At 64.5% G+C, this 25,592-nt stretch carries 27 protein-coding genes and 1 tRNA gene; 10 read left to right on the forward strand and 18 right to left on the reverse strand.

Annotation, left to right across the window (positions count from 1 at the left end; genetic code table 11):
- Nucleotides 1-12 precede the first annotated feature (12 nt).
- Complete coding sequence (locus BMY29_RS11615) at nt 13-624, reverse strand: translation initiation factor IF-2 subunit beta (protein WP_049988832.1); 612 nt, start codon at nt 622-624, stop codon at nt 13-15.
- 131 nt (nt 625-755) lie between these two features.
- Entirely contained in the window at nt 756-1,142 is a 387-nt protein-coding gene (locus BMY29_RS11620; RefSeq protein WP_049988833.1) for a DUF5789 family protein, read from the reverse strand.
- A 364-nt stretch (nt 1,143-1,506) separates the two neighbouring features.
- Here BMY29_RS11620 and BMY29_RS11625 point away from each other — a divergent pair, with 364 nt between their 5' ends.
- Complete coding sequence (locus BMY29_RS11625) at nt 1,507-1,701, forward strand: hypothetical protein (protein ID WP_049988834.1); 195 nt, start codon at nt 1,507-1,509, stop codon at nt 1,699-1,701.
- 118 nt (nt 1,702-1,819) lie between these two features.
- Here BMY29_RS11625 and BMY29_RS20625 read toward each other — a convergent pair whose 3' ends face one another.
- Nucleotides 1,820-2,605, reverse strand: coding sequence for a hypothetical protein (locus BMY29_RS20625; protein WP_143067694.1), 786 nt, complete (start codon nt 2,603-2,605; stop codon nt 1,820-1,822).
- Nucleotides 2,606-2,956: 351 nt separating this feature from the next.
- A tRNA-Tyr gene (locus BMY29_RS11635) sits at nt 2,957-3,030 on the reverse strand.
- A 137-nt stretch (nt 3,031-3,167) separates the two neighbouring features.
- Between BMY29_RS11635 and BMY29_RS11640 the strand changes: the two genes are divergently transcribed.
- The 3 genes from BMY29_RS11640 (at nt 3,168) to ftsZ (ending at nt 5,418) form a co-directional block, all read left to right on the forward strand.
- On the forward strand, nt 3,168-3,854 hold the full coding sequence (locus tag BMY29_RS11640) for a double zinc ribbon domain-containing protein (protein WP_049988836.1): 687 nt from the start codon (nt 3,168-3,170) through the stop codon (nt 3,852-3,854).
- Nucleotides 3,855-4,051: 197 nt separating this feature from the next.
- Nucleotides 4,052-4,228: a ribbon-helix-helix domain-containing protein gene (locus tag BMY29_RS11645; RefSeq protein ID WP_049988837.1), complete on the forward strand. Its 177-nt coding sequence runs from the start codon at nt 4,052-4,054 to the stop codon at nt 4,226-4,228.
- A 2-nt stretch (nt 4,229-4,230) separates the two neighbouring features.
- Entirely contained in the window at nt 4,231-5,418 is a 1,188-nt protein-coding gene (gene ftsZ / locus BMY29_RS11650) for a cell division protein FtsZ (protein ID WP_049988838.1), read from the forward strand.
- Between the two features lie 388 nt (nt 5,419-5,806).
- On the opposite strand, the gene ncsA is transcribed toward ftsZ, so the two are convergent.
- On the reverse strand, nt 5,807-6,766 hold the full coding sequence (gene ncsA, locus BMY29_RS11655) for a tRNA 2-thiolation protein NcsA (RefSeq protein ID WP_049988839.1): 960 nt from the start codon (nt 6,764-6,766) through the stop codon (nt 5,807-5,809).
- Between the two features lie 170 nt (nt 6,767-6,936).
- Nucleotides 6,937-7,656: an alpha/beta fold hydrolase gene (locus tag BMY29_RS11660; RefSeq protein ID WP_049988840.1), complete on the reverse strand. Its 720-nt coding sequence runs from the start codon at nt 7,654-7,656 to the stop codon at nt 6,937-6,939.
- Between the two features lie 200 nt (nt 7,657-7,856).
- On the opposite strand from BMY29_RS11660, the gene BMY29_RS11665 reads away from it, so the two are divergent.
- Complete coding sequence (locus BMY29_RS11665) at nt 7,857-8,579, forward strand: DUF7095 family protein (protein ID WP_049988841.1); 723 nt, start codon at nt 7,857-7,859, stop codon at nt 8,577-8,579.
- Between the two features lie 61 nt (nt 8,580-8,640).
- Here BMY29_RS11665 and BMY29_RS11670 read toward each other — a convergent pair whose 3' ends face one another.
- Nucleotides 8,641-8,997: a DUF7344 domain-containing protein gene (locus tag BMY29_RS11670; protein ID WP_049988842.1), complete on the reverse strand. Its 357-nt coding sequence runs from the start codon at nt 8,995-8,997 to the stop codon at nt 8,641-8,643.
- Nucleotides 8,998-9,186: 189 nt separating this feature from the next.
- Between BMY29_RS11670 and BMY29_RS11675 the strand changes: the two genes are divergently transcribed.
- Nucleotides 9,187-9,870, forward strand: coding sequence for a helix-turn-helix domain-containing protein (locus BMY29_RS11675; RefSeq protein ID WP_049988843.1), 684 nt, complete (start codon nt 9,187-9,189; stop codon nt 9,868-9,870).
- Between the two features lie 89 nt (nt 9,871-9,959).
- Here BMY29_RS11675 and BMY29_RS11680 read toward each other — a convergent pair whose 3' ends face one another.
- The 5 genes from BMY29_RS11680 to BMY29_RS11700 form a co-directional block, all read right to left on the reverse strand.
- Nucleotides 9,960-10,748: an ABC transporter permease subunit gene (locus BMY29_RS11680; RefSeq protein ID WP_049988844.1), complete on the reverse strand. Its 789-nt coding sequence runs from the start codon at nt 10,746-10,748 to the stop codon at nt 9,960-9,962.
- Nucleotides 10,741-11,865, reverse strand: a complete 1,125-nt coding sequence (locus BMY29_RS11685; protein ID WP_049988845.1) for an ABC transporter ATP-binding protein — start codon at nt 11,863-11,865, stop codon at nt 10,741-10,743. Before BMY29_RS11685 ends, BMY29_RS11680 begins: the two co-directional genes overlap by 8 nt.
- Before the next feature lie 55 nt (nt 11,866-11,920).
- Nucleotides 11,921-12,778, reverse strand: a complete 858-nt coding sequence (locus BMY29_RS11690; protein ID WP_049988846.1) for a class I SAM-dependent methyltransferase — start codon at nt 12,776-12,778, stop codon at nt 11,921-11,923.
- Between the two features lie 66 nt (nt 12,779-12,844).
- Nucleotides 12,845-13,714, reverse strand: a complete 870-nt coding sequence (locus tag BMY29_RS11695; RefSeq protein WP_049988928.1) for a deoxyribonuclease IV — start codon at nt 13,712-13,714, stop codon at nt 12,845-12,847.
- 177 nt (nt 13,715-13,891) lie between these two features.
- Nucleotides 13,892-14,728 (reverse strand): lipoate--protein ligase family protein, encoded by an 837-nt coding sequence (locus BMY29_RS11700; protein ID WP_049988847.1) that lies wholly within the window; start codon nt 14,726-14,728, stop codon nt 13,892-13,894.
- Between the two features lie 250 nt (nt 14,729-14,978).
- On the opposite strand from BMY29_RS11700, the gene BMY29_RS11705 reads away from it, so the two are divergent.
- The gene (locus tag BMY29_RS11705) at nt 14,979-15,887 is read left to right on the forward strand and encodes a serine/threonine-protein kinase RIO2 (RefSeq protein WP_049988848.1); all 909 of its coding nucleotides are present in this window, start codon (nt 14,979-14,981) and stop codon (nt 15,885-15,887) included.
- Between the two features lie 492 nt (nt 15,888-16,379).
- On the opposite strand, the gene BMY29_RS11710 is transcribed toward BMY29_RS11705, so the two are convergent.
- Nucleotides 16,380-17,915, reverse strand: a complete 1,536-nt coding sequence (locus tag BMY29_RS11710; protein WP_049988849.1) for a S8 family peptidase — start codon at nt 17,913-17,915, stop codon at nt 16,380-16,382.
- Between the two features lie 470 nt (nt 17,916-18,385).
- On the opposite strand from BMY29_RS11710, the gene BMY29_RS11715 reads away from it, so the two are divergent.
- Nucleotides 18,386-18,976, forward strand: a complete 591-nt coding sequence (locus BMY29_RS11715) for a 50S ribosomal protein L15e (protein ID WP_049988850.1) — start codon at nt 18,386-18,388, stop codon at nt 18,974-18,976.
- 290 nt (nt 18,977-19,266) lie between these two features.
- Nucleotides 19,267-19,701 carry a universal stress protein gene (locus tag BMY29_RS11720; protein ID WP_049988851.1) on the forward strand — a complete coding sequence of 145 codons (435 nt, stop codon included), beginning with the start codon at nt 19,267-19,269 and terminating at the stop codon, nt 19,699-19,701.
- Nucleotides 19,702-19,819: 118 nt separating this feature from the next.
- Here the strand turns inward: BMY29_RS11720 and glmS are convergent, their stop codons facing one another.
- From glmS to BMY29_RS11735, 3 genes are all read right to left on the reverse strand, one after another.
- Nucleotides 19,820-20,266, reverse strand: coding sequence for a methylaspartate mutase subunit S (glmS, locus tag BMY29_RS11725; protein WP_049988852.1), 447 nt, complete (start codon nt 20,264-20,266; stop codon nt 19,820-19,822).
- Nucleotides 20,267-20,459: 193 nt separating this feature from the next.
- Nucleotides 20,460-21,170 carry a phosphoribosyltransferase family protein gene (locus BMY29_RS11730; RefSeq protein WP_049988853.1) on the reverse strand — a complete coding sequence of 237 codons (711 nt, stop codon included), beginning with the start codon at nt 21,168-21,170 and terminating at the stop codon, nt 20,460-20,462.
- 125 nt (nt 21,171-21,295) lie between these two features.
- The gene (locus BMY29_RS11735) at nt 21,296-22,012 is read right to left on the reverse strand and encodes a helix-turn-helix domain-containing protein (protein ID WP_049988929.1); all 717 of its coding nucleotides are present in this window, start codon (nt 22,010-22,012) and stop codon (nt 21,296-21,298) included.
- A 211-nt stretch (nt 22,013-22,223) separates the two neighbouring features.
- Here BMY29_RS11735 and BMY29_RS11740 point away from each other — a divergent pair, with 211 nt between their 5' ends.
- Nucleotides 22,224-22,832, forward strand: coding sequence for a methyltransferase family protein (locus tag BMY29_RS11740; RefSeq protein WP_049988854.1), 609 nt, complete (start codon nt 22,224-22,226; stop codon nt 22,830-22,832).
- A gap of 26 nt (nt 22,833-22,858) precedes the next feature.
- On the opposite strand, the gene BMY29_RS11745 is transcribed toward BMY29_RS11740, so the two are convergent.
- A complete protein-coding gene (locus BMY29_RS11745; RefSeq protein ID WP_049988855.1) occupies nt 22,859-23,467 on the reverse strand; it encodes a hypothetical protein in 609 nt (202 codons plus the stop codon).
- A gap of 124 nt (nt 23,468-23,591) precedes the next feature.
- Nucleotides 23,592-25,541, reverse strand: coding sequence for a threonine--tRNA ligase (thrS, locus tag BMY29_RS11750; RefSeq protein WP_049988856.1), 1,950 nt, complete (start codon nt 25,539-25,541; stop codon nt 23,592-23,594).
- Between the last annotated feature and the right edge of the window lie 51 nt (nt 25,542-25,592).

A 25,592-nucleotide genomic window follows, 5' to 3' on the forward strand; every position in this document is an offset into this window, starting at 1 on the left:
AACGAACCGTGCTCAGGCCAGCCGGGCGAACGCCAGGTTGCCCGAGATGTTCTTGATGTAGATGTCGACGACGTCGCCCTCCTCCGCGCCGGGGACGAAGATCGTATAGCTGCCCTTCTCGGCGACGCCGTCGCCCTTGCGGCCGGTGCCGGTGATCTCGACCGTATAGGTCTCGCCCTCTTCGACGGCGTCTTGCTGCTGTTGCTGCTGGCTGCTCGAGGAGCGCTTGGTGACCGGGCGGAACGCACCGCAGGCGTCACAGCGCAGCATCGGGGTACGGTCCTCGCGGACGAGGCGGGTGTCCGGCAGGCCACACTCCGAACAGAGGACGTACTCGTCGACGTAGGCGTCGATCGCCGCGTTGAAGTCCTGCTCGGAGAAGGTCCCGTTGTACCGGCCGCGGCCATTTTCGAGTTTGCCGCTGGTCCCTAGCTCGCGCTGAATGAACCGGTGGAGATGCTCGGTCTCACGGGAGAGCACATCACCGATCTCGTCGAGGTTCGTCACGCGCGTAAAGGCGCCGTCCTTCTGGGTCTGCGGGTCGGGAATCTGGAGCCGTTCTTCCTCGCCCCCGATGTCGGGGACGTCCTCCATCGCTCGGTCGAGACTCGATTCGTAATCCATACGCGAAATCAAGTGATGGGGACGTAAAGCCGTTCTGCTCTTATAATCCGCCCGACGGCGCGGCGATCGCTGTGTTGCAGGTCGGGCTCACGCGGGACGAATCGGCGTCGCCGACCGGAGTGGCGACCTGGTCAGTAGGTTGATCCGCCGCTCTCGCCGACCGAACCTTGCTTCTCGTCGTCCAGTTCGTCGAGGTCGCGCTCGGTATTGGCCTCGTTGGGACTGCCCGCCTCGCCGGTGATTTCGCCGTAAACGGCCTCGCGGACCTCCTCCGGCGAATCGTACTCTTCGTTTGCCAACCGGTCGAAGACGCTCCCCAGCGTCTCGGTCTCGTTTGGCATGTCGATCGGCTCGCTGCCGTACTCCGAAGCGATCTCCTCGCTGGTGATCGGATACTCGAGCTCGCCGAGGTGGCTCTCGACGTCGTCGAGAATCGATTCGCTGTGTTCGGCGCGCTCGGATTTTCGCTGTTCGGCACGGTCCTGAACGCGGTCGCGGCTCGGGCCGTCGTTGCTCATAGTCGGGCTATCACCAGCCATCGGAAAAGCGGCTGGCCGGCGTTCGCGTGGTCGTTCGTCGTCATCAGTTTCGATTTCCGTTCCCGTTTCGGTGTGCTACGTATCCGGATTCACGGCTGACCTTCGAGTGCCGTATCCGTCCAGCCTATTGCCGTCAGCATCGTTTGCTTCTCACACCGCGTTCCAGAAACGATCGTAATCAGGGTCATACGACCCACCGTCATACGACCGCAGATTCACGCCGATCGGAACTCTGGTTGCGAGCGTTCGCCCATCCGTTGTTACGGCAGTAGCAACGATCCGTGTGCCCCTCGAGTACTCAAAGTAGATATATGTCCTCGCTGTGCCGACAAGGGGCCGTTAGATGACAGATGACGGTAATCGACGAACGATCGCCGCCTGTGAGCAGTGTGGAGCGCTCTACGCGGCACTCGAGTTGGAAGAAGACAAGTTTCGACCGATCGGTCGCCGGGACGGGTGCCAATGCGGGAGCACGGAGTTTACGCCCGTCGACGGGTCGCTCTCGGACCTGGCGGTAGAGGAGGAGGCCGACGACTAACCAATAACAATAGTTGGTAACACGGTTTCTTTATTTAGTTCTGGGTGTGAAAAGTGCGGGCATTACAGGTGTTTTATGTGTTACTGAATGAAGTGCTGCTTAGTTTCCGGGTATGTTTCTAGTGAACAGTATTTTCTGGTTCTGAAACTCTAAATTCGTCCTCATGGTCTATTTCGTTCTCAGGTGAGTAGTGATGCACTCCTCCACGACTGAGAAGGGGATTGCGGTCAAGAAGCGGCTTTTCTCGATGGTACAGAGGAACGCCAGAGCCATATTCTTCTTCGAGAGCATCGAGCCGAGTTTGTTCGAGCAATAGGAACGGAGTGTTGTCACCGAGTGGTTCGTTAGCGATAACGAGTTCCAACCCGATCTCGTTCAGGAGGGTGTGGTTAAGGAGTGCGGCTGTCGCACCATGATTCGATACCGCCAGTGTCTCCGTTGCATGGGGGAACAATCGGAGCGGATATTCGGCACGTGTTTCTTCTGTCTCCTCGTCCAAAAGACGGACAACGAATGCCTCTGGATGTTCTCCCGAAAGATGCGGGTATTTTTTCTCTGGCTGCGCCGGAAGAGATACTTCGACGCGATACCCCCATATCCCAATAACCGTATTGAGCGTCGCAGCGAGATCATGCGAATGTAGTTTGTAATCGACACTGAACCGGCTTGGAAGCCCGAAAAGGAACGTCTCCTCGATGTTTTCCCACGCCTCCTCTATATTCACTTCAGCGCCGAGATAACCATATAGCTCTTGAAATGAGGTGATGACGCCCTCACGTACTGTCTCGGGATTGTGCCCTTCCGGCAATCCCCGTTCAATCACTGTGTCCTCGTCAAATCCGAAGAGCGAGAATCCTCTCACAGCAGCCGTAAACGGGTCGTCGTAATCATCACTAAGTGTCATACGTGATCGTTTGCTATTCTAGTCAAAATACCTATTATTATACCGAATTGGCTGCTTCAATTTCAAGTTTGTGACTGAATAAAGAAATTGTATTACCAAACACTACTAAAATCAGACCGAGTGACGATCAATCGACAAGATTGGAGTGACGACAGTTCGGCAGCGTGATCGACTCGGTCTTTCGGACGCCGCACTCGATGTCGCTTTCGACCGCGTACTCCATTTGATCTAACACACCGAACAGGTGTCAGACACACCTGCTCGCGAGCGTGCGACTCCGCATTCAAGGTTCAGCAACTGATCCTCAAATTCTATCGATTCACTGCACTGATCGAGAGAGTTCGTAAGAAGTCCGCCCTCCCCGATTTGAACGGGGGGCAAGTCGATCTACAGTCGACTGCTCTACCAGTCTGAGCTAAGGGCGGTCACTTGCGGGCACTTCAACGTAGTTGCCGAGATGCACATAAGGGTTATTATTCGGATCGACGCGGGATGTGACCGTGGCCGTGATCGGCAGAATGATTGATATGGGTGGCGTCATAACACGTTGAATAATTCGCGCATGAGTAAGATCACGTTCCGCGCCGACGACGACCTCGTCGAGCGACTCGAGGCCCTCGACGCCTCCAAAAGCGAAGTAATGCGGGAGGCGCTGCGGTCCTATCTCGAGGGAGCCGCGCCGCGGAACGATGACTCTCAACCGCAGACAGCCCAGAATCTCGACGGACAGGGACAGGGCGCGATCGACGACCTCGTCCGGAAACGGGTCGACGAACGGCTCGAGCAGCGACTACGAGAGTTAGGTCTAGGACCGCACTTCGATCAGGCGGGCGCACACACGAGTCATGCTCCCACACTGTCCGACGCGACCGGCGACATCACCGTCTCGGTCTCGCTCGACGGCACGAACTCGCCGTCCGACAACCGCGCTCGGGTCGACCAGGCGCACCCGCGTAAGACGACGGACGCAGCGGCTGACCGTGCGCCGACTCCGAACGGCACGAAGGAACGGCCGGAATCGGAAGCCGACGCGGGGTCCGACACCGACGAAGCGAACCGACAGTGTACGCAGTGCGGGGAAGAACTCGACGGCGATCACGTCTACTGTCCCAACTGCGGCGAGAAGGCCGCACGACGACTGTTCTGTGAGTGCGGTGACGAGATCCGGTCCGACTGGGGATTCTGTCCTAGTTGCGGTCGTCGGACGCCGGCGGCGGACGTGTTGGAGACTGACGGGCAGCAGTTCTGACCGGTGTAAGACACGGAAAGTCACGTCCGACGAAAGTTTTATTATTCAAGCCAGACATCGACTTAGTCGTGTAAGACGGATCGTCTTACACCCGCCACCGAGGCGGGAAATCGCCCGATGGCGGGCGGTTCCAACGTAAGACACGTCGCGTCTGACAGGGGCGCGCCACCGTCTTACCCTCAACGGGGAATACAACCATGGAGCGTGTGACACTGCGAATCCCGAAACAGCAGATCGAAGAGGTCGAACAATTAGTCGATTCGGGCGAGTTCCCGAACCGGAGCGAAGCGATTCGGTCGGCCGTCCGCGAGATGATCAACGAACAGGACGCGCCGCGCGAGCAGTCCGGTAAGCGCAACTGGGCCAAGGTGTAACGATGCAGGATATCGTTCAAGATGCCCTCGAGAACGCAGAGGAAGAGGCCCGGGAGATGGACGTCTCGATGGACGAGGACGAGTTCGGGGACCCCCGGATCGTTATCGTCGGTTGCGGCGGAGCGGGCAACAACACCATCAACCGGCTGTATAACATCGGCGTCGACGGTGCCGACACCGTGGCGATCAACACGGACAAGCAGCACCTCAAGATGATCGAGGCCGACACGAAGATCCTGGTCGGCAAGTCGCTCACCAACGGGCTCGGCGCCGGCGGCGACCCGTCGATGGGCGAACGCGCGACCGAGATGGCCCAGAGCACGATCAAGGAGGTACTCGGCGATGCGGACCTCGTATTCGTGACCGCTGGGATGGGCGGTGGTACCGGCACGGGTGCCGCCCCCGTCGTCTCGAAGATCGCCAAGGAGCAGGGTGCGATCGTCGTCGGCATGGTCTCGACGCCGTTCAATGTCGAGCGTGCCCGCACGGTCAAGGCCGAGGAAGGCCTCGAGAAGCTACGCGAGCAGGCTGACTCGATCATCGTGCTCGACAACAACCGCCTGCTCGATTACGTCCCGAACCTGCCGATCGGCAAGGCGTTCTCGGTGATGGACCAGATCATCGCTGAGACCGTCAAGGGTATCTCGGAGACGATTACCCAGCCCTCGCTGATCAACCTGGACTACGCCGACATGTCCACGATCATGAACCAGGGCGGCGTCGCCGTCATGCTGGTCGGCGAGACCCAGGACAAGAACAAGACCGACGAGGTCGTCAAGGACGCGATGAACCACCCGCTGCTTGACGTCGACTACCGCGGCGCGAGCGGCGGACTCGTCCACATCACCGGCGGCCCGGACCTCACGCTGAAAGAGGCCGAGGGTATCGCCGACAACATCACCGAGCGCCTCGAGGCCTCGGCGAACGTCATCTGGGGTGCCCGTATCCAGGAGAACTACAAAGGCAAGGTCCGCGTCATGGCGATCATGACCGGCGTCCAGAGCGCGCAGGTGCTCGGACCGACGACCCAGAAACAGGCCGATAAGTCCCGCGCGAGCATCGAAGGGCTCAACGACACCGATTTCGATGCGAGCAACAACGTCGAGAACGCGGGCTCCGGTTTCGGCGCGCAGAGCGACGGCGGCCGCGAGGAAGTCGAACGCCAGAACGGCGTCGACGTGATCCGCTAGGACGGCACGCGGCGGGTGGCCCACGAGACGACACACCACCACGCTACTGACACACCACACCACACCGCGACGGCCGGTCACCGGCTGCGTCGCCGTTCGTTTTCTTCGCCGGTCGATACGATCGGCACCGATTTGTCACGGGTTCGGCTCGGAAGCTACTCGAACAGTCGTTCCCATGTCCCGTCTCGCTACTTCCCGGGCCAAATCACACGATAGAGGACCGTTTACGACCGTATACGAGGAGATCGTGTGGCCCGGTTCCGAGATCGATGTAACCGAACACAGGCATCGCGCCCGCTCTCGGGCGCAGGTCGCCTGGCCACCCGACGAAGAAACGATTCCGATGTGGGGTGGGGGCGACGGGCCGCCAAACGACGACAGTGTGAGCTCAGGCGAGCGATTCGAGCAGCGAACACTTGCGACAGATCTCTCGGGTCGTCGTCGAGCCACACTGCGCGCATTCTCGGAGGTCGGCACCGTCGTCACCGCTGTATTCCTCGGCGGTGATGGCGGCTAGCTCCTCGTATCCGGACAGAATCGAGTGGCGAGTCCCGGGGTGGTTCTCCTCTAAGTCGTAGAGCAGTTGTTGGATCTCGCCGCGGTAGGCCTCGCTCGCGTGGGGACACTCGGTGATGTGAGCGGGGAGGTCGTTGACGTGGGCGTAGAGGGCGACTTCCTTTTCGGGGACGTCCCGGAGCGGTTTCGCGCGCGGAACGAACTCCTCCTGGTCCTCGCGCTCCGAGAGGGGGCCGAGGCTGGCGTCGAAGTGTTTGGCGATCTGTTCGACGTCGCCTTCGAGGAAGTTCATCAGGGCGGTCTGGGCCTCGTCGTCCAAGTTGTGGCCCGTCAGCAGGAGATCGGCGTCGAGTTCGTCGGCGTACGTCGAGAGCAGATCGCGCCGGAAGACACCGCAGTAGGCGCAGGCGGCCATGTTCTCGGGATCGTCCTCGACGACGTCGTCCATCCGAACGTCGAATTCGTCCTCGTAGCTGACCAGTTCGTGGCGAATGCCCAGCTCCTCGGAGAGTTCGACGCAGGCGTCGACCGACTTGTCCCGGTAGCCTTCGATGCCCTCGTGGATCGTCAGTCCGACGAGTTCGATGCGCGGATCCTCGGCGAACGTATCGTGGAGGATCTGCGTGAGAACGACGCTGTCCTTACCGCCGGAGAGGCCGATCACCCAGGTCTGGGGGTCGTCGGGCGTCGCGTCTTGGGGGACCAGATCGTCCCGTCGGACGCGGCGGCGAACCCGCTTCTCGACCGACTCGCGGAAGTGATCCGCACAGAGGTGTGCCCCGGAGTAGGCGGCGTGCATGATCGCCTCCTCGTCACACCGGTTGCAGTCCATTACGGGTCAGCTTGCCGTCGGACGCGTATGTCGGTTTCGTCTCCCCGGTCGCGGTCCGTCCGACGCGCTCGTCCGTCGCGTTCTGCGATGCGCGGACCGCGGTCGGACGACGCCGACTGTCGACTGCCAACTGCCGTCCGCCGACCGCGGGCGCCGAAGACCGGGCCGGATCAGGCCGGAACCGTCGGCCGGTCCTCGACGGCGTCGGACCCGTCTTCGAGGACGGCTAACAGAAGCTCGACGTACCGGTCACGTACTGCGGACGAGAACAGTTCGTGGCCGCCGTTGTAGAGGACGACGTGTTCGGCGGGGACCCGCTCGCCGATCGGTCGAAGGCTGATGACGGGATCGCGAAGCGAGCAGAAGACGACGGCGTCGTGGTCGATCGTCAGCAGGTCTTCTTGCGCCCGACGCGTCTCCCGGACGAACGCCGGCGACACCCACGAGGGCGTCGTCGCGATCTGGTGGTCAGTCGCGCGCTCGCCGAGGGCCGCCCGGTCGAGGCCGCCGACTGGCAGACAGGGGAACGCGGTCGGAAGCTTCGACACCGCATCCAATACCGGATTGGGGAACTCGTCGCCGTACCCCCACCACGGGCTCAGATAGACGTGGTTGTCCGCGCCGTCTAACGCCTGGGCGATGAGCGCGCCGGCGCTGTGGCCCAGCAGCTGGTAACCGTCGAGGTCGCGAACGTACTCGGCAACTGGCTCGAGCCAGTCAGCTTTGAAATCGTCGATGTTCGTGGGGAGCTCGAAGGCGTGGACCCGGTAGCCCGCCTCGGTCAGCTGCCCGATGAGCCAGCTGACGTTCTCGTGGGTCCAGCGGTTGCCCCAGCCCATGACGAAGACGAGTTCCTCGTCGCCGTCCTCGTTGAAGATCCGGTGACGCATAGGATTCCGTTCGCTCGGCGGCGATAAAAAACTGATCTCGTGACACGCGGTTCGAGATCGACGCCCTGGCTCTCCGGGAACGGGGAGAGGAGGCCGAACGCCCGACGGAACTGATTGCTCGCCGATGATCGCGCCCCCGTTCCCGTCGGCGGTGGGCGAACTGAGAAACGACTTTGCGCGTCGAGCCCCAACGGCGACCGATGAGTGGATTTGACCGCAGTGACGCGGTCGACCGCCTCGAGCGGCTCGTCGACACCGTCGAAGACGAGCGGATGCCGGTCCCCGTCCGTGAGGTGTGGGCCTTCGGCGACGTCGCGCTCGGGCTCGATCCCGTCGAGCGCTTGGACGTGTACGTCACCAAGGACATTCTCGTACGCGACGACAGCGAACCGGCCGCGCGTGGCGGTGGGGACGACGACGGAAACGGAAACAGAGACACGTCGGACGCGACCGCGGACCCGAACGAGCGGTTCCACGAGTCCCACGGCGTCGAGGGCGTCGGCAAGTCCGTCCGGGGCGACTGGGCCCGCGAGCATCCCGAGTACCTCCGAGCGAACAAAAACGGCCACGCCGCGCCCGAGCGGTGCCTCGCCGCCCACCTCCTCGACGACGACGAACCGATTCACCTCGAGGTCTGTAACTCCCCGTTCGAGGACAACGTCACCCAGCGACTCCGAGGCGCGCAACTCCGCGAGGACTACACGCAACTGCTCGACCCCCGCGGAGTTTGCCTCTGGGCCGAGGGCACCCGCAGCGACGAGGCGTTTCGAAAGCTTCGGGAGAGCGAACTCGCGCTCCCGACGCTGTCGGCCGCCCTCGAGATGCTCGGGATGGACGAGGCCGAAGCCGACCAGGCGGCCCGAGAACTCCACGCCTGGCGCGAGCGCCAGAACGGCGTGACGGTTCGCGGTGACGTCGTTTGACGCCGCGATCGCGAGCGTCGCCGCGGCCGCTATCGGCGGTGGTGTCGCCGTCGTTGTGGTCTCACTGTTCGGAAAGCGGATCCTGCAGGTCCGCGATGGCCCCCCGTGCTCGTTCGAGGTGCGTGGCTAGCGCCTCGCGATCGACGGAGATCGTTTCGCGATCGGGGTCGTATTCGACGATGCCGAAATCGTCGAGTTTCGGCAGGTGAACGTGGCGCAGTTGCGTCGCAACGCGTCGGCGGGCGACGCGTGGGTCCGTCTCCCCGTCCGTTTCGACCGCGTCCGACGCCCGCTCGGCGACGTAGTCGACGAGTTCCGCTCGGGTGACGATCGGCGTCTCAGTTCGGCTGACGTATCGGCAGACGGAGCGTCGATGGGGATCGCGCAGAATCTCGAACGATGCGTTCGCCCGTGTCACTCCCGAGCCCCTGTCCACGTTCCGGTTTGTCATTGGATGGCAATGCTCTGTCCTGTCGGATAGCTACGATGCGTAAATATTCACGGCTTTTATATTCGTTTTCGGGCCGATGTGTAAGGCGGCGGACTGTTTCAGGCGCAGGTCAAAACTGGCAAGACACCCCGATCCGTACGACGACGAACCTCCAGTATGCTACTTACTACGTTTCAGGTGGATTATCCTATTCTCCGCGAGACGTTATCGCACGCGCCTGACATCGAACTCACGTGGGTGCGATCGGATCTCACTGCGGACGGCGACCATCGATTGCTCGCCTGGGTCGAGGGCGACGATCTCGAGGCGTTCGAGAACGAACTCGAGGACGATCCGACCGTTACGCCGCCGTCTCCCGTAGCCGAATTCGACGGGCGCCGCCTCTACCAATTCGAGTTGACGCCCGCGGGGCAGCAGGCGAGCGTTTATCCGCTCGTGATCGACGAGGGCGGCGTCTTACGGGAGGTGACCGCGACGGCCGAGGGCTGGCGCTTCCGCGTCGTCTTCCCCGATGAAGCGGCGGTCGAACGGTTTCACGCGTTCTTCAGGGAGCAAGAGTCGACCGTCGAACTCCGTCGACTGCACGAGTGCGAGGACGGCGACGGCGGCAATCGTCCCCGATCACAGTTTGGGTTGACCGACCGCCAATGCGAAACGCTGATCGCTGCCGTCAACGCCGGTTACCTCGACATTCCCCGCTCGTGTTCGCTCGCGGAACTCGGCGAGCGGTTCGGAATCTCGCCGAACGCGACGTCGGAGCGGTTCCGCCGCGGCGTCAGGACGCTCGTCGAGAACACGGTGTATCCGGACGACGAGTCGTCGACTGACGGGACGCCGTAGCGTCTCGTTTCGAGCGCAACGGGTCAATGGGACCGACCGGGCGCAACAGCGTGCTGAGTGCGCCGATACCGCAACTCCGACGGCCACCGTCAACCGATATCGCGCCGCCGAAACCACAGTTGGCTCGCGACGAGGAGGACCACCGTCATCGCCGCGAGGATCCCCGCGCCGGCGAGGTCGTAGGTCCCCTCGAGGAGGACCTCGTTCGGATCGTAGTACCGCATCGGCGCGATCGCGCCGACGGCCTCGGCGTCCGTCCCGGAGAGCAGCGACTCCGACAGGAACAGCGCGAACGTCACGCCGAGGGCGACCCGCTGAGCGATCCCCGCCCGGTCGACGGCGACCGACGCGACCAGGCCGATCCCGGCGCAGGCGAACAGGTAGGGAATCGAGAGCAGGTGGACCGCGAGCACGTCCGCGGCGCTCAGGGATTCGTCGATCAGTTCGGCGCCGACATAGACGACGATTGGCGGCAGGAGGTTCGCGACAACGATCGGGACGACCATCGCGGCGAACCGTTCGCCGACCAGACGCGTCCGGGAGAGCGGCATCGCCAGCAGGACGTCCATCCGCCCGCGGTCGACGTCGTCGGCGATCGTCCCGGCCGTGCTGTAGGCCAGATACAGGCCGAGCAGGATGATCCACCCAAAGGTGTAGAGTTCGAAGGCGAGGAAGCCGCCGAGGCTCGCCATCGTCTGGACGCCCATCACCTGCAAGATCGGCTCCGGATAGGCGGCCAGCAACTGGTCAAGGTCGACCTCGGCCTGGAACGACGGATAGACCCAGATGACCATCGCGGCGAGCAGGGAGAGGCCCACGGAGAGATAGAGGCTGCCCCGGATCCGCCGGCGGCCGTCGTAGCGGGTCAGTTCAAACATCGTCCTCACCCGCCTGGCCCCGCTCGTCGGCCGCGTCGGCCCTCGCCTCGTCGCCCGTCGGATTCGGCGCGTCGGCGCCGGCGGCCAGGCGGTCGGTTTGAACCCTGCGTTCGTCGCCGTCGTCCTGGCCGTAAAACCGCATGAAGATGTCCTCGAGCGGCGCTTCCTCGATCGAGAGGTCGAGCAGTCGGTACTCGCGAAGCCGATCGAGCAGGGCGTTGACGTCGCCGGTGAACGTGAACGCGTACTCGCTGCCCGTCGCCGTTCTCGTTCCCGCGCCTGCTTCCGGCTCCGTTTCGGTCCCGGTTTCGGTCTCTGTTCCGCCCCCATCGTCGTCTGCGACTCCCTCCGAAGCGCCAGCGCCGGCGGCGTCGGCGTCGCTTTCGAGGTCGTGGACGCCGTCGATCGCCAGGGCGTCGCGCGGGAGCGGCTTCGTGGCGCGCAGGCGAACGACTTTCCCGCTCCTGTCGAGCAGCGATTCCACGGGTTCGACCGTGACGAGCCGCCCGTTCCGGATAATCCCGACCCGATCGCAGAGCCGGCGCACCTCGCTCAGGATGTGCGAGGAGAAAAACACCGTCACGCCGCGCTCGCGTTCGGCCCGCAGGAACTCCGCGAAGCGCTGCTGGAGGAGCGGGTCCAGTCCGCTGGTCGGTTCGTCCAAGATCACCAGGTCGGGATCGTGCATGAACGTCGTCACGAGCCCCAACTTCTGGACGTTTCCGCGGGAGTAGTCACGGATCTCGCGGTCGACGGGCGGGTCGAAGCGGTCAAGCAACTCGTCGCTGCGCCGATCGCCCTTGATCGACGCGTGCAGGTCGAGGACCTCACGTCCAGTCGCCGTCTCGTCGAACGCCGGGCTGTCTGGCAGGTAGCCGAGCCGGCGTTTCGCTTCGAGGAGTTCCCCCTCGTCGGTCACCTCGTGGCCCAGTAACCGCGCGGTTCCCGCGGTCGGCGCGATAAACCCCAGCAGCGTCCGGATGGTCGTCGTCTTTCCCGCGCCGTTGGGGCCCAGGTAGCCGAAGATCTCGCCGCGGTCGACGTCGAACGTGACGCCGTCGTTCGCGAGCACCTCGCCGTAGTCCTTCGTGAGTCCCTCGAGTTCGATCGCAGCCATATGTACTGTTCGTAGCGTGATACCTTTGGTATGGCGGTCGCGACGCCGATCGCAATTAGGACTCCGTCTCGGCCCCCGACTCAGCCCCGGAATCGATACCGGATCCGCTCTCGGCCCCCGGAACCCGACCGACGGTCACGTAGAACGGAACAACCTCCTCGCGGCGGTACTCGCGGTCGCGCATCTGCTCGATCACGTCCCGGCCCATCTCGCGCCAGGCGCCCCGGAGGTCGTCGTACTCGCCCGCGGTCAACTCGCCGGCGAGCATCGTCTCGCGGTCGTCGGCCAGGCCGTCGCCGGTGGCCTTGCGGCGGGCGGCCGTCAGCGCGCCCTCGCCGTACGGCGGCTCGACCGTCCGGACGTGGTCGTACTGACGAGTCTCGAGCACCTCGAGTCCCGCGTTCTGGAAGGCCTCGCGGGCGTCGGCCCCGAGGGCCACGTCGGTGTTTACGCCGTCGAGGTAGGCCCGCCGCGCGCGGCGCTCGAGGCGGCCCTCGGCGTCGACGCTCGAGTCGATCTCGACCGCGGCGTTGTCGGGTTCGACGGCCGCGATCAGGTCCGTCGAGACGCGCGCGAACTCAGCCACCGCGGCCGCGGGCTCGGGCAGGTTGATCAGCAGCGCCTGACAGACCACGAGATCGAAGGCGTCGTCCGCAAACGGCAGCCGCAGGGCGTCACCGGCCACGGTCGGGACGTGCTCGCTCGCCGCCGCGAGCAGGGCCGGATCCGCGTCGCAGCCAACGACCTCGCCAGGCGACTCCGCGGCGAGGACGCGGCTCAGTTCGCCGGTCCCGCAGCCGACGTCGAGGATCCGGTCGCGAGACTCGAGGGCCAGCGGCTCGAGGGCCAGGCGGGAGTCGTCCCACATCCCCTCGCGGGTCCGGCTGAGATAGGATTCGGAAAACTCGCGCACGGGCCGCACTAACGGGGTCGCGAGTAAAAACGGGTCGATTTCTCGAACTAATGGAGACCGCCGGGACTACTCCTCCCGGAGCTCCTTGACCTTCCGGATGTTCCATGCGAATCCGCGGCCGTCCTCCGTCGGCGTCTCGAGCGCGAACGGCAGGTCCCGCAGGTCGGGGTGGTTGACGATCGCCTTCATGCCGTCCTCGCCGATGTAGCCTTCGCCGATGAGGGCGTGTTCGTCCTTGTGCGTGCCGACGTCGTGTTTCGAGTCGTTGAGGTGGATGTACTCGAGGTACTCCAGGCCGACCTCGTCGTCGAACCGTCCGACCGTCTCATCGACCGCTTCGGGCGTCGTGAGGTCATTGCCCGCGACCAGCGTGTGGGCGGTGTCGATACAGATCCCGATGTCGGTCTCGGTGCGGTCGATGATCCCAGCCAGGTGCTCGAACTCGCCGCCCAGCTTCGTCCCGCTGCCCGCGTCGGACTCGATGAGGATCGTCACGTCCTCGGGGACGTCGAGTTCGTCGATGACGCTCGCGGCGTTGTCGAGCCCGCCTTCGACGCCGGCGCCCGTATGCGCGCCGAGGTGGACGTTTACGTACGGAATTCCGAGCTTGTCGGCGGCGTCAAGTTCCGCTTGCATGCTCTCCTTGGACTTCCGGCGGAGATCGTCCTTCGGGGTACAGAGGTTCACGAGGTAGGCGGAGTGGATCACCCACGGCCCGTCGAGTCGCTCGTCGGTCTCCGCCCGGAAGCCGTCGGCGGCCTCGTCGCTGATCTCGGGGTGTTGCCAGACCTGCGGCGAGGTGGTGAAAATCTGCCCGCAGTTGCCGCCGAAGGCGACCTGACGGTGGACCGCGTTACGAATGTCGTCGTACGGCGGCGTCTCGTCGTCGGAGGAGACCCGCGAGCCGGAAATCGAAACGTGTGCGCCGACCTTCATCGTCATGGATTCCCGTCAGTACCGGGCCGTGATAGGTATAACGGAGCGGCTCGATCGAGTGCCGCCTCGGACGCCGATCGGGCACCCGCGACCCGACCGTCCGTGCATTCGAATGCGGAATCCGTTCGCCGTTCGGCTCACCGCAGCCGCACCGCTGCGGGAGCGAGCGCTCCGTCGTTACCGTCCGCTCGCCTCGAGCACCTCGCGATCGCGGACCCACGCGTCGGACCCGAACTTCCGATCGGCCAGGTCGCGGGCGGCTTCGAGTTCGTCGTCGCGCCAGGCCGACTCCTCGGCGTCACACCAGTCCTGTAACGAATTCGCGATCGCATCGACCGCTTCCGATCGATCGATCCCCGCCTGTTCGCGGATACTCGTCACGCGGTCGGTGAACGTCGACTCGTCGAGGTCGGTGTCGAACACCCCGGCGTGTTTCCGGGGTTCGAGATCGTAGCTGATCGAACCGTGCTGGATGACGACGTCCCGTTGGCGGTACTGGGCGTTGCCGCTGATCTTCCCAGCATCTGCGCCCGCCGAAGCGGGCGCGACGATGTCGTGGGCCGGATTGATATCGCGCAGGTAGCACGAGGGCTGATAGATCGCGTCCTGCTCGGCCGACGCGAAGGCGGCGTCGACGCCCATCCGGTCGAACGCCGCCAAAATCGGCTCGCAGAACAGTTCGTAGCACGCCATCAGGTTTCCAGGGACCTCGTCGGCCGGGGCCACAATCGTGTACGAGATATCGGCATAGCGGTCGTGGTAAATCCCGCCGCCGCCGGTCTGGCGGCGCGTGACGTCGATCCCCTCCCGCTCGCAGAACTCCCAGTCGACGGTGTCGGCCGCCTGGCGATACCCCAGCGAGAGTGTGCTCGGCTCCCACGAGTAGACGCGGACGGTCCGTAGGTCGTCCTCGAGCGCCGTCTCGGCGGCGACTTCCTCGATCGCCATCTGCGTCGCGCCGTCCCGGGGGTCGTCCCGGATCAACCGCCAGTCCCGATCTGCCAGGCTGGTCATAGACGAGCACACATCGGCGAGGGGGAAAGTGATTCCGCCGAACGACGGATTTCGTATATCTATATGTGGTTCATTCGGTCATTCGGACGGCCGTGTGCGTTCGAATTGGTTCCCAACCGGTCCGACGGCGATGAGTCCCCGCCGTTAGCGCTCGATGGCGGCCACGTCGCCGGCGACGAGAAACGAGGGCGGTCCCGCGGTGCCGCCGGGCGTCACGCCGTTTTTACGTATACGCCGGCTATCCCGTCGTATGGTGCGAAACGTCGCCGGGTTGCTCCCGGAACTCGAGGCGGAGGACTTCTATCTCCTCTCGGGGGTCGAACAGGGGATGCGCTTCTCCGAGTGGGTCCAGCGGGAGAAGCTCCCGAAGTTCTCCGACCTGACCGAGGAGGAGGTTGATTACCGGCTCGAACGCTGTCTCAAGCGCGGGCTGATCGAGAAGAAGACCATCCAGTACGAGGGATATACCCTCCAGTTCGAGGGCTACGACGCCCTGGCGCTGCGAGCGCTCGTCCAGCGGGACACGATCGCCGAATTTGGCTCGCCGCTGGGCGTCGGCAAGGAGAGCGACGTCTACGAGGTCCGCTCGTACAAGCCGCTGGCGCTGAAGTACCACCGCGAAGGCTACACGAACTTCCGGGAGATCCACAAGGAACGCGACTACACGTCGGACAACGAGCACGTCTCCTGGATGTACACCGCCCGAAAGGCCGCCGAACGGGAACACGGCATCTTGGAGGAGCTCTACCCCGACGTGGCGGTCCCGCGGCCGATCGACCAGAACCGCCACGCCATCGTCATGGAGAAGATGGACGGGGTCGAACTCTCGCGGACCAAACTCGAGGACGAACAAGTGCTGGGGGTCCTCGAGTTGCTCCTCTCGGAAGTCGCACGCGCGTACGCGAACGGGTACGTCCACGCCGACATGAGCGAGTACAACGTCTTCGTCGACGAGGAGGGCGTGAAGATCTTCGACTGGCCGCAAGCGGTTCCGACCGACCACGAGAACGCGAGCGAGTTCCTCGAGCGAGACGTGACCAACCTGATCGGCTACTTCCGCCGGAAGTACCCCCAGCACGTGCCCGACGACCTGGCCGCCGACGATGTCGCACGGGCCATCGCGGACGAGTCGTTCGAATCGATCGAACCCTACGTCTAACGACCGACCCGGCCGCGACACGTCTCGATTCTCGATCGTCTGAGCGCCGTATCTCACCAGCAGCGGTGACACACAGCTCTTCTCGCCGCCCGCGCGTTCGACGGCGGCGGCCCAAATTCAGCGATTGAACCGCCAGCACGGTGACGTAGCTCTCCGTCAGCCGGCCGGAATAACTGCCGTGTCGGAGGATAAATCTCATACCGATATATCAAACTCGGTGGCCAGTTCGAGACCGTGGATTCCCTCGTGCGCCAGGCGCAGTAGTGAGCGGGTCGTACTGGACGGGAGGTCGTGGGTGTGGAGACCGTGACGACTGCCGTGGTGTCGCCGAGCGCGAGCAGATGACGGCGACTCGCCGTCGGCAACGGTCTCACTGCTCCGGACCATTCGGAGGGAACTCCGGTCTTCGACGATCGACCGCACTCCGGTAGTCGCGGCTCAGGCGGACGCGCCTCGGAATCGGGCAGTCAGAAAAAGTGGAGGGGAGCGGAGTTACTGCTGGGCGCTACCCGGCGCGATGTCGATTTCGTCGAACGACGCGAAGTCGCCCGCTTCGGCTCGTTCGACGGCCGCATGGGCGTCGACGTATCCCGCTCCGACCGATTCGGCGGTGTACGACGCGTCGCGCCCGTCGTCGGCAGTCGCCTCGAGCGTTACGAGGACGTCCATCGGATCGGGCGCATCCCCGTGGCGCTCGATGGCGGCGTCGTAGACTAGCGCGGCGCAGCCGGCGGTGACGGGACAGGACATGCTGGTTCCGGACGCCAGGCCGTAGTACTCTTCCCCGTCTGATTCCATGAGGTTCAACGGATCGAGCGGGTTGAGCGTGCTCATCACGTCCGCGCCCTTGGCTGCGACGCCGTTCCGGTAGACGCCTAGCGGGCCGTCGATCTCCGGTTCGGTACCCTCGTGGAACGCGGTGAGGTTCTCGTAGGCCGCTTCTCGATCGTAGTTGGCCGCGTCGAACGAACCATCTTGCGGGCGCCCGCGCGAGGAGAAGTCGGCGACGGTTCCCTCGTCGTCGGTCGCCGCGACGCCAAGGACGTGCGGGGCCGTCGCGTACTGGTTCAGGGTCCCCTGCTCGGGGCCGTTGTTGCCGGCCGAGAAGACCGGGAGGATGCCCTCCTCGTGGGCGTGCCAGGTCGCGACGTTGACCGGGTCGTCCGGAACGAACGCCTGGTCGTCGCTCGATCCGTACGAGTTCGAGACGATCTGAATATCGTGCTCGCCCTCGCGCTGCCGGCGAAGGAGATCGTCGTACGCGGCGACGACGTACACGATCAACAGTCCGCCCGCACCCGCCGAGTACACCGTCAGGTCGGCGTCGGGAGCCATGCCGGTGTACTCGCCGTCGCTCCGCTCGCCGGTCCCGGCGATGCTCCCCGAACAGTGGGTCCCGTGGCCGCTCGCGTCGGTGTCGACGGAGCCGAGGTCCTGCCACCAGAGGGGTTCGTCCTGAATACCGGGGATGCCGACGTACTGGTAGTTCGCGTTGAGGTTCGACTCGAGATCAGGGTGATCCCCGTCGACCCCCGAGTCGATGACGGCGACGTGGACGTTCTCGCCGGTGTAGGACGTCTCGAGCCCATCCCCAGCCTGGATCGCATCGGCGTTCGTCGCCTGACGGGCGTCGGCGTTGAAGTACTCGAGTTCGTAGTTCGTGGAGACGTATCGGACCGCGTCCCAACTCGCGACGGTCTCGATGAGCGAACCCGGAAGTATGGCGTAGCCGATCGGAAGCTCGTCGAACCCGAACGAAATCTCGACGTCGAGGGTTTCGAGTTGCACGAGATCCGCGGGCGATTCGAAGACGATCACCACCTCCTGAAGGGCATCGCTCTCGATTTCGAGGCCGTCGTCGACGAGCGTGTCGCCGACGGTGAACAGTCCGTCGAGCGCGTCATCGACGAGTTCGCGATCGAGCGCTGCGCCCGTTCCGGAGAAGGCGACGGTACCGGCGATGCCGGTGCCGACCGCTTCGAGGACCCGTCGGCGCGTCGATCGGGAAGCGGGATTGTCGTTACTCATCGATCTTCGAAGCAACCGCCGGTGCGTCCGGTACCGTCCTGTGCGCTGTCCCGTCCGATCGACTATTGACCGTCGGTTGCCGCCTATTAGTGTTCGATAACTCCAATGGTTGCATCATATGCGTATCCGGAATATTCCTCAATGAACGAATTTAAAAATATTGTGGTTGTCGGGTTCGAATCTGTTGAAAACGGCGTCGATAACCGATCTCGAACGGGTCAGCCAGGCGGCGCGATCGTCGGGACGCGCTCGCGCGGCGAGAACACCCATCGAACTCGGACGCAAGCACCGCGTTACCGTCGGCGTCGTTCGAAGCCCTTATACTCGAGAGTTGGGTAGGTCCGGTAGACTCGCTGGTTCGCGGGCATCAGCGGGCACCTGTACGACGCCGCGTCACAGGTCGGGATGTGATCCGCGGGGCGCCGGCCCCGGTCAGGATTGAACCAGGAAACGCCCGCGAGTGATAATACATGGCAGAAAGCTTCTACTCCCACATCAAGGAAGCGTGGAAGGACCCCGACGACGGCAAGCTCGGGGAACTGCAGTGGCAGCGAAAGCAGGAATGGCGCGATCAGGGCGCGATCGAGCGGATCGAGCGCCCGACGCGACTGGACAAGGCGCGCGAACTCGGCTACAAGGCCAAACAGGGCATCGTCGTCGCTCGCGTGTCCGTCCGCAAAGGGACGGCCCGGAAGCGCCGCTTCAAGGCCGGTCGGCGCTCGAAGCGCCAGGGTGTCAACCGCATCGGGCGGCGCAAGAACATCCAGCGCATCGGCGAGGAGCGCGTCTCCCGGAAGTACCCCAACCTGCGCGTGCTCAACAGCTACTGGGTCGGTGAAGATGGCAGCCAGAAGTGGTTCGAAGTGATCCTCGTGGATCCGAACCACCCCGCCATCCAGAACGACGACGACCTCAACTGGATCTGCGACGACGCGCACACGAACCGCGCGTTCCGCGGGCTCACCAACGCCGGGAAGAACAACCGCGGTCTCAACAACCGCGGCAAGGGCGCCGAGAAGGTCCGTCCGTCCAACACCGGCGGTCGCGGTCGCGCCAAGTAACGCTCCGCAGTCGTCGCAGTCGTCGCAGACGGTTTTACGTCGATTTTTATTGGACCGAGTTCGTGAGCGCAAGCGGCCGCTCCGTGGGCTATTCACCGGTTCGTCCCTCTGCTACGTCCCCAGAACATCACCCCCCGATCGGTCAGACCGTGCGCTCGGTCGGGTCGATCGACCGGATTCAACCGTCAACCTGATTCGAGCGCCAGCCGGCCGAGTCCTCGCCGAATCGGCACTCTGTTTCGTTCGAGACGGCAGGGAGACTTATTCCGCCGGACGGTGTACCGTCACGCATGGCACAGCACGTCCTCGTGGCGGTCGACGACTCGGACCGATCGACTGAGGCCATCGAGTTCGCCTGCACGGAGTACCCGGAGGCGACGATCACCGCGATCCACGTCCTCGATCCGGGCGATTTCTACGCGGTCAGCGGCGTCGAAGGCACCGCGATGGCCAACTACGACGAGATCCAGGATCACCACGAGGAGCGGGCCGACGAAATCCTCGAGACCACGCGCGACCAGGCCGCCGAGCACGGCGTCGAGATCGAAACGGACCACGTCGTCGGCGGCGTCTCGCGTTCGATCGTCGACTACGCGGCCGAACACGACATCGATCACATCGTCGTCGGCAGCCACGGCCGGACGGGCGCGAGCCGCATTCTACTCGGCAGCGTCGCCGAGACGGTCGCCCGCCGGTCACCGGTACCGGTGACGATCGTCCGCTGATCGATCACTATTCGAGACGCTACACTGGAAGCGACGGCGACGCCGATGGCGATAGCGATGGCGATGACCGGCACTTGGCGGTAGGGCGATACGGACCGCGAAAACCGGGCAGCGACGCTTACGCGGAGACGGACCGGCTCTCCCGCTCGGTCTCGGTCGAGTGCAGGTCCAGATCGGCTTTCAGGGCCTCGATGGCCTCCGCAGGGTCGGTCTCGGAGTCGAAGACGCGGTCGAATCCCAGCTCGCGGAAGAACTGACGGGTTTCCCCGAAGTCGTCCTGGCCGACGGCGAGGTTGCCGCCGATGTAGGTCGTGACGTCGAGGTCGGCCTCGGCGAGCCGCCGGTGGAATCCTTCGCAGTCCTGTTTGGCGTGGCCGTAGAGCGACGAAACGAGTACGGCCTCGGCGTCGGTGGCGGACGCGGCGTCGACGAACTCGTCTTGGGAGGTCTGGACACCCAGGTTGACGACGTCGAAGCCGGCTGCCTCAAGCGCCTGTTCGAGGATGGTGATCCCGACGACGTGGGCGTCGGAACCGATCACGCCGAGGATGACTGTCTCCGTCATGGGCGTACCACCACAAACCGTCGGGACCGCCATAAACCTAATGATTAATAATGTGGTAAAGGGTGGCACGATCTGCGCAGTACGATCATCGCCGATCGAGCGGCGGCCGACTCGCTTCGGGTCGGACCGCGACTGGATACGAGCGTTTCCCTCCGGTTTCGGCCCGTAGTCGGTTCGCGATCGGCCTGGTCGGTCAGACGCTCGTGAGCGCGCCGATCGGTGCGTCGGTGCGTTCGCGCGCGCGTTCGATTCCGTCCTCGCCGGCCGCGATGAGTGCGAAGACGCCGGCCACGTCGGCCTCGGCGGTGTGGGCGATGTCCAACAGGAGTTCCTGAGTCTCGCCCGAGCGGATGAGATCGTCGACGACCAGAACCGACTCGCCCGGATCGATGGCCGAGGCGGGCAGGTAGTAGGTGAGTTCGATCCCCGACTGGAGCCGCTGGCGCGCCTCGATGAACTCCTCGACGGCGGTCTCCTTGCGCTTTTTCGCGTAGGCACAGCGGACGCCGTAGTAGCTCGCGAGCGACGCCGCGAGCGTGATCCCGTCGGTTGCGGCGGTGAGCACGACGTCCGGGCGATCGAAGTCGAATCCGTTGGCAACGACCGGGGCGACCAGGTCGAGGAACGGCTGGTCGAAGACGGTCGCGGAGTTGTCGACGTACCCCTCGTCGTCGACTCGGATGCGCGCGTCGAGTTCCTTGGCTAAGGCTTCCCGACCGAGTTCCTCGACGACCTCGCGGGCGCGGTCGGTACCGGGGAGAACGTGGCCGTTGACGTACCGGTTGAGGTCGCCCGCCGGGAGTCCCGTCGTCTCGGCGAGTTCGTCGTAGGTCCGCGTCTCCTTGAGCATTCGCAACACGTCGACGGCCCGCAGTTGGAGGGCCGCTTTCTCGGCGCGGTTCATACCGATATGCACGATTCCACAACTATGGGTATTACGATCGGAATTCTCCGCATGATAACCACGAACGTGGTCGCACCGCGCGGACGTGCGCGTTCGCTCACCGCGGACCACGCCCGCTCTGTTCGTTACTCGTCCGAGAACGGCTCGTTTCCGGACTGGGCGCGAGCGCTGCTACGTCCGCGTCGGCGGACCAGGCGACGCATGACTCGGGCCTGTGCCTTCTGGAGGAGCGTCGCGGCGGTGCTCGGTGCGCAGTCCAATTCGTCGGCGACGGCGCTGACGCCGCCCTCACGCGGGATCTCGTAGTAACCGACGTCGACCGCGGCCGCGACGGCCTCGAGCTGGCGCTCGGTGAGCTCGCCGCTTACCGGCGCGTGGCGGCGATCGTACTCGCCGATCGCCCGGACGGTGACGTCGATGGCGTCGGGAAGGCCGTCGAGCATCGCCCGCAGGTCCTCGCCGGCGCCGACGACGGTCATCTCGAACGCGGCCTCGGCGTCGTAGACCACCGGCGGCACGACGACGAGGTTCAGAGCGGCGAACGCCCGGCGCCAGCGGACGTCTTCCGGACGGGTCTCCTGACAGATGTAGACGTAAAACGAGCCGTCGTCGATCGGCGTGAGATCGTACCACCGAACGGAGTCGACGGCCTCGATGGCGTCGACGTACGCGTCGCGGTCGGCCTCGGCGTAGAACAGTTCGTACTCGAGGCCGTCCGCGGGCGCGGCGATGTTCCAGGCCCGGAGCTCCTCGTACCGGACCGCGTCCCCCTCGCGGATGAACCGCTGCATGGGATGGAGCATGCGGTCGGGCTGGGAGAGGCGCACGTCGAGGTACTTCATCGGCGATCGGTCGGTGCCGAACGTGACGACGGCCATACCCTTATAAATTGACTAGTCCGTCCGCGACAATTCACACGGCGATCCACCCCCGACAGATACGTATGGTTCACCGATCGCGCCGACTCGCGACCGCCCGTCTCGACGCAGTATTGTTCGAACCAGTCGGTACAGAAGCGCCGACAGCGATCTCCGGCCGGCCGGTGGTGAGACGATGAGCGACGCCGCGACGCTCGCGGCGTTCGCCGCCGGCGTCGGCCTCGGCCTGACTAATCTGGCCGGAATCGTTGCCAGTGCGCTCGGCCTGGTCGACTACTGGCCGCCAGGCGAGCGGGACTGGCAATACTATACCCACTGGAGCATTTCGCACGGGCTCAACGTCGTGGTGCTCGCTCTCACCTCCCTGGACTGGAACGGGCTCGGCCTGCCGCGGGGTCCCTCGCTCGTCGCCGGCGCGGCGCTGTTCGTCGCCGGCTACGCCGTCGCGATCGCCGCCGGACTCGATCTGGGCGTCGAGGAGACGAAAGGGCTCGCCGGCGAGCTGCGGACCGGCGGCTGGTACCGCTACTCCCGAAACCCCCAATACGTCGGCTACGTCGCCGCGACGATCGGCTTCGCGCTGGTGGCGAACTCCGCGCTGGTGGCCGTCGTCTGTGCGATCTACCTGGCCTGGTGGCTCGCACTGCCGTTCGCCGAGGAACCCTGGCTTCGCGAGCGGTACGGCGACGACTACGAGCGGTACGCCGATCGGGTGCCGCGCTTTCTCGGCCGACGGACGGTCCGCGCGCTCGTCGACCGCGACGCACCGACTGCGTCGAAGTGACTACGCTTCGAGTCCTGCACGAACCGTCATTCGCCACCCGCAACGGTTCCGTTACCGTCGGTTTCGAGGCTCGTTCCGCACGATGAGCGCACGCCGACGCTCCGGCGAGTCGGTTCGGAGTCGTCGGCGAACGGCGCTCTGACGAACGTCGCTTGCACCTGTTTGCGGTCGCGCTCGCATGTGACCACCGCGTCTCGTTCGACGCGACAGAACTGGAGTTCGACCGTCGCGGTACCGCTCTCAACGTATTCGAGCCGCCGTTCGTAACACCCGTCGACGTGGTCCTGGTAGACGATCACCGACTCGTCGTCGAACTCCGTCTCCGCGAGCAGGTCGTCGACGTCGTCGGCGCCGTCGGAATCGCGGTCGTACGCGAGCGCGTCGGCGTCCGCCGCTTCTCTCAGGACGAAGATACCGTCGGCGTCCCGGTCGGTGTCGGGACCCGTCTTCCGAACGATAGGTGCGTCGGTGCTTCCGCGGATCGAGACGGTCTCGGGATCGGTTACCCGTTCCGTCGGGTCCGCGCGGTCCGAACCGTCGGCGTTCGAACCGCCGGCACAGCCGGCAATGAGGACGCCGGTCGACGCGGTCCCTGCCCTGAGCAGTGCGCGTCTCGTCGTGTGGAGGGCGGACATACGATCAGTTTCGAGATGTTAGATGAATATCTTGTCGTCGCGACGGCGAGCCCTCGTGCTCGCGGGAACGGGGGCGGAGACGGGATGAGGGCGGGAACGGACAGCGGTCGAAACCCGACCGCGCTCAGTCCTGCAGGAAGTCGGGGTCCGTCCGCTGCTCGTCGCGTTCGGCCGCGAGGTGATCTTTGAACGCGTCGATCTCGACGTCGTACTCCTGGTCTTCGAAGCGGTCGCGGACCGAGATGTTGCCGGCCTCCTCCTCGTTGTCGCCGACGATGATCTGGTAGGGGACCCGATCGTCGTGGGCCGCGCGGATCTTCCGTTCGAGCGTGGAGTCGCGGTCGTCGACCTCCACGCGGAAGTCGTCGAACTCCGCGGCGATCTCGTAAGCGTAGTCGAGGTTGTCGTCGGAGATCGGCAGCACGCGGACCTGTTCGGGCGCGAGCCAGAGCGGGAACCGGCCCTCGTAGTGCTCGATGAGCATCATGAAGAACCGCTCGTAGCTGCCGTACAGCGCGCGGTGGATCATGACGGGGCGGTGTTCCTCGTTGTCCTCGCCCACGTAGGAGAGGTCGAACCGCTCGGGCATGTTGAAGTCCAGCTGGACCGTCGGGCCGTCCCAGTCGCGCCCGATCGCGTCCTCGAACGCGAAGTCGATCTTCGGCCCGTAGAACGCGCCGTCGCCCTCCTCGACCTCGTAGTCGAGGTCGCGGGCTTCGAGGACGCTCTCGAGTTGGGACTCGGCCTTCTCCCAGATCTCGTCGGAGCCGACCGACTTCTCGGGGCGGGTCGCGAGGGCCATCTCGTACTCGAGATCGAACGTCTCTAAGACGTCCGTGATCATGTCCATGATCTGCTCGACCTCCGACTCGATCTGGTCGGGCCGGACGAACAGGTGGCCGTCGTCGATGGTGAACGCCCAGACCCGCGAGAGGCCGGAGAGCTCGCCGCGCTGTTCCTTCCGATAGACCTTGCCGTTCTCCGCGTAGCGGATCGGCATGTCGCGGTAGCTCCAGGACTGATCCTGGAAGATGGCGGCGTGGCCGGGACAGTTCATCGGCTTCAGGCCGAACTCGTCGTCGCCGACGTCGAAGATGAACATGTCGTCGGCGTAGTTCTCGTAGTGACCCGAGCGGTGCCAGAGGTCCGTCTTGAAGACGTGGGGCGTCTCGACGTAGTCGTAGCCCGCGTCCTCGTTTAAGTCCTCGACGAAGCCCTCGAGTTCCTTGAGGACCGTCTTCCCCGGCGGGTGATACAGCGGCAGTCCGGGGCCGGTGACGTCCTGGATCGAGAAGAGGTTCATCTCGTTGCCGATCCGGCGGTGGTCGCGCTTCTCGGCCTCGCGCTTGCGCTCTAAGAAGTCCTCGAGGTCGCTCTCGTCGTCGAAGGCCGTCCCGTAGATCCGGGTCTGCATCGGGTTCTCCTCGTTGCCGCGCCAGTAGGCGCCGGCGATCTCCAGCAGTTCGACGGCGCCGATCTCGCCCGTCGAGTCGACGTGGGGGCCGGCACAGAGGTCCTCCCACTCGCCCTGCGTGTAGAAGGAGACGGTGTCGTTCTCGTCGGCGAACTCCTCTAAGAGTTCGAGCTTGTAGGGCTCGTCGGCCAGGCGTTCCTCGGCCTCCTCGATCGAGACGTCCTCGCGTTCGATGTCGTAGTCGGCCGCGATGATCTCCTCGATCTCGTCTTCGAGGGCCGCGAGGTCCTCCTCGTCGACGTCTAAGTTGTCGAAGTCGTAGTAGAACCCTTCGTCCGTCGGCGGGCCGATCGCGAGGTCGACGTCGTCGTAGTGGCGCTCGACGGCCTGGGCGAGGCAATGGGCCGCGGAGTGGCGCATGACCTCGAGGTACTCCTCGGAGCCGTCGGTGATGATCTCGAGTTCGACGCCGTCGTAGACCGGCTCCTCTTTCGCGACGAGCTCGCCGTCGAGCTTGCCGGCGACCGTGTCGCTGCCGAGGCCCGGCCCGATCTCGTAGGCGCAGTCCTCGACGGTCGCGTCCGCGTCGACCTCGAGTTCCGAGCCGTCCGGTAGTACGACCGCGATCCGTTCGTCCGCTCGTGAATCTGATTCTGACATGGCTGTGGCTAGTGTGGGTGTTGTAACTGCGTGGAAAACGCCGGTGGCGCG

Origin of the sequence: Natrinema salifodinae (genome assembly GCF_900110455.1) — an archaeon.
In the GTDB taxonomy this organism is placed as follows: Archaea; Halobacteriota; Halobacteria; order Halobacteriales; family Natrialbaceae; genus Natrinema; species Natrinema salifodinae.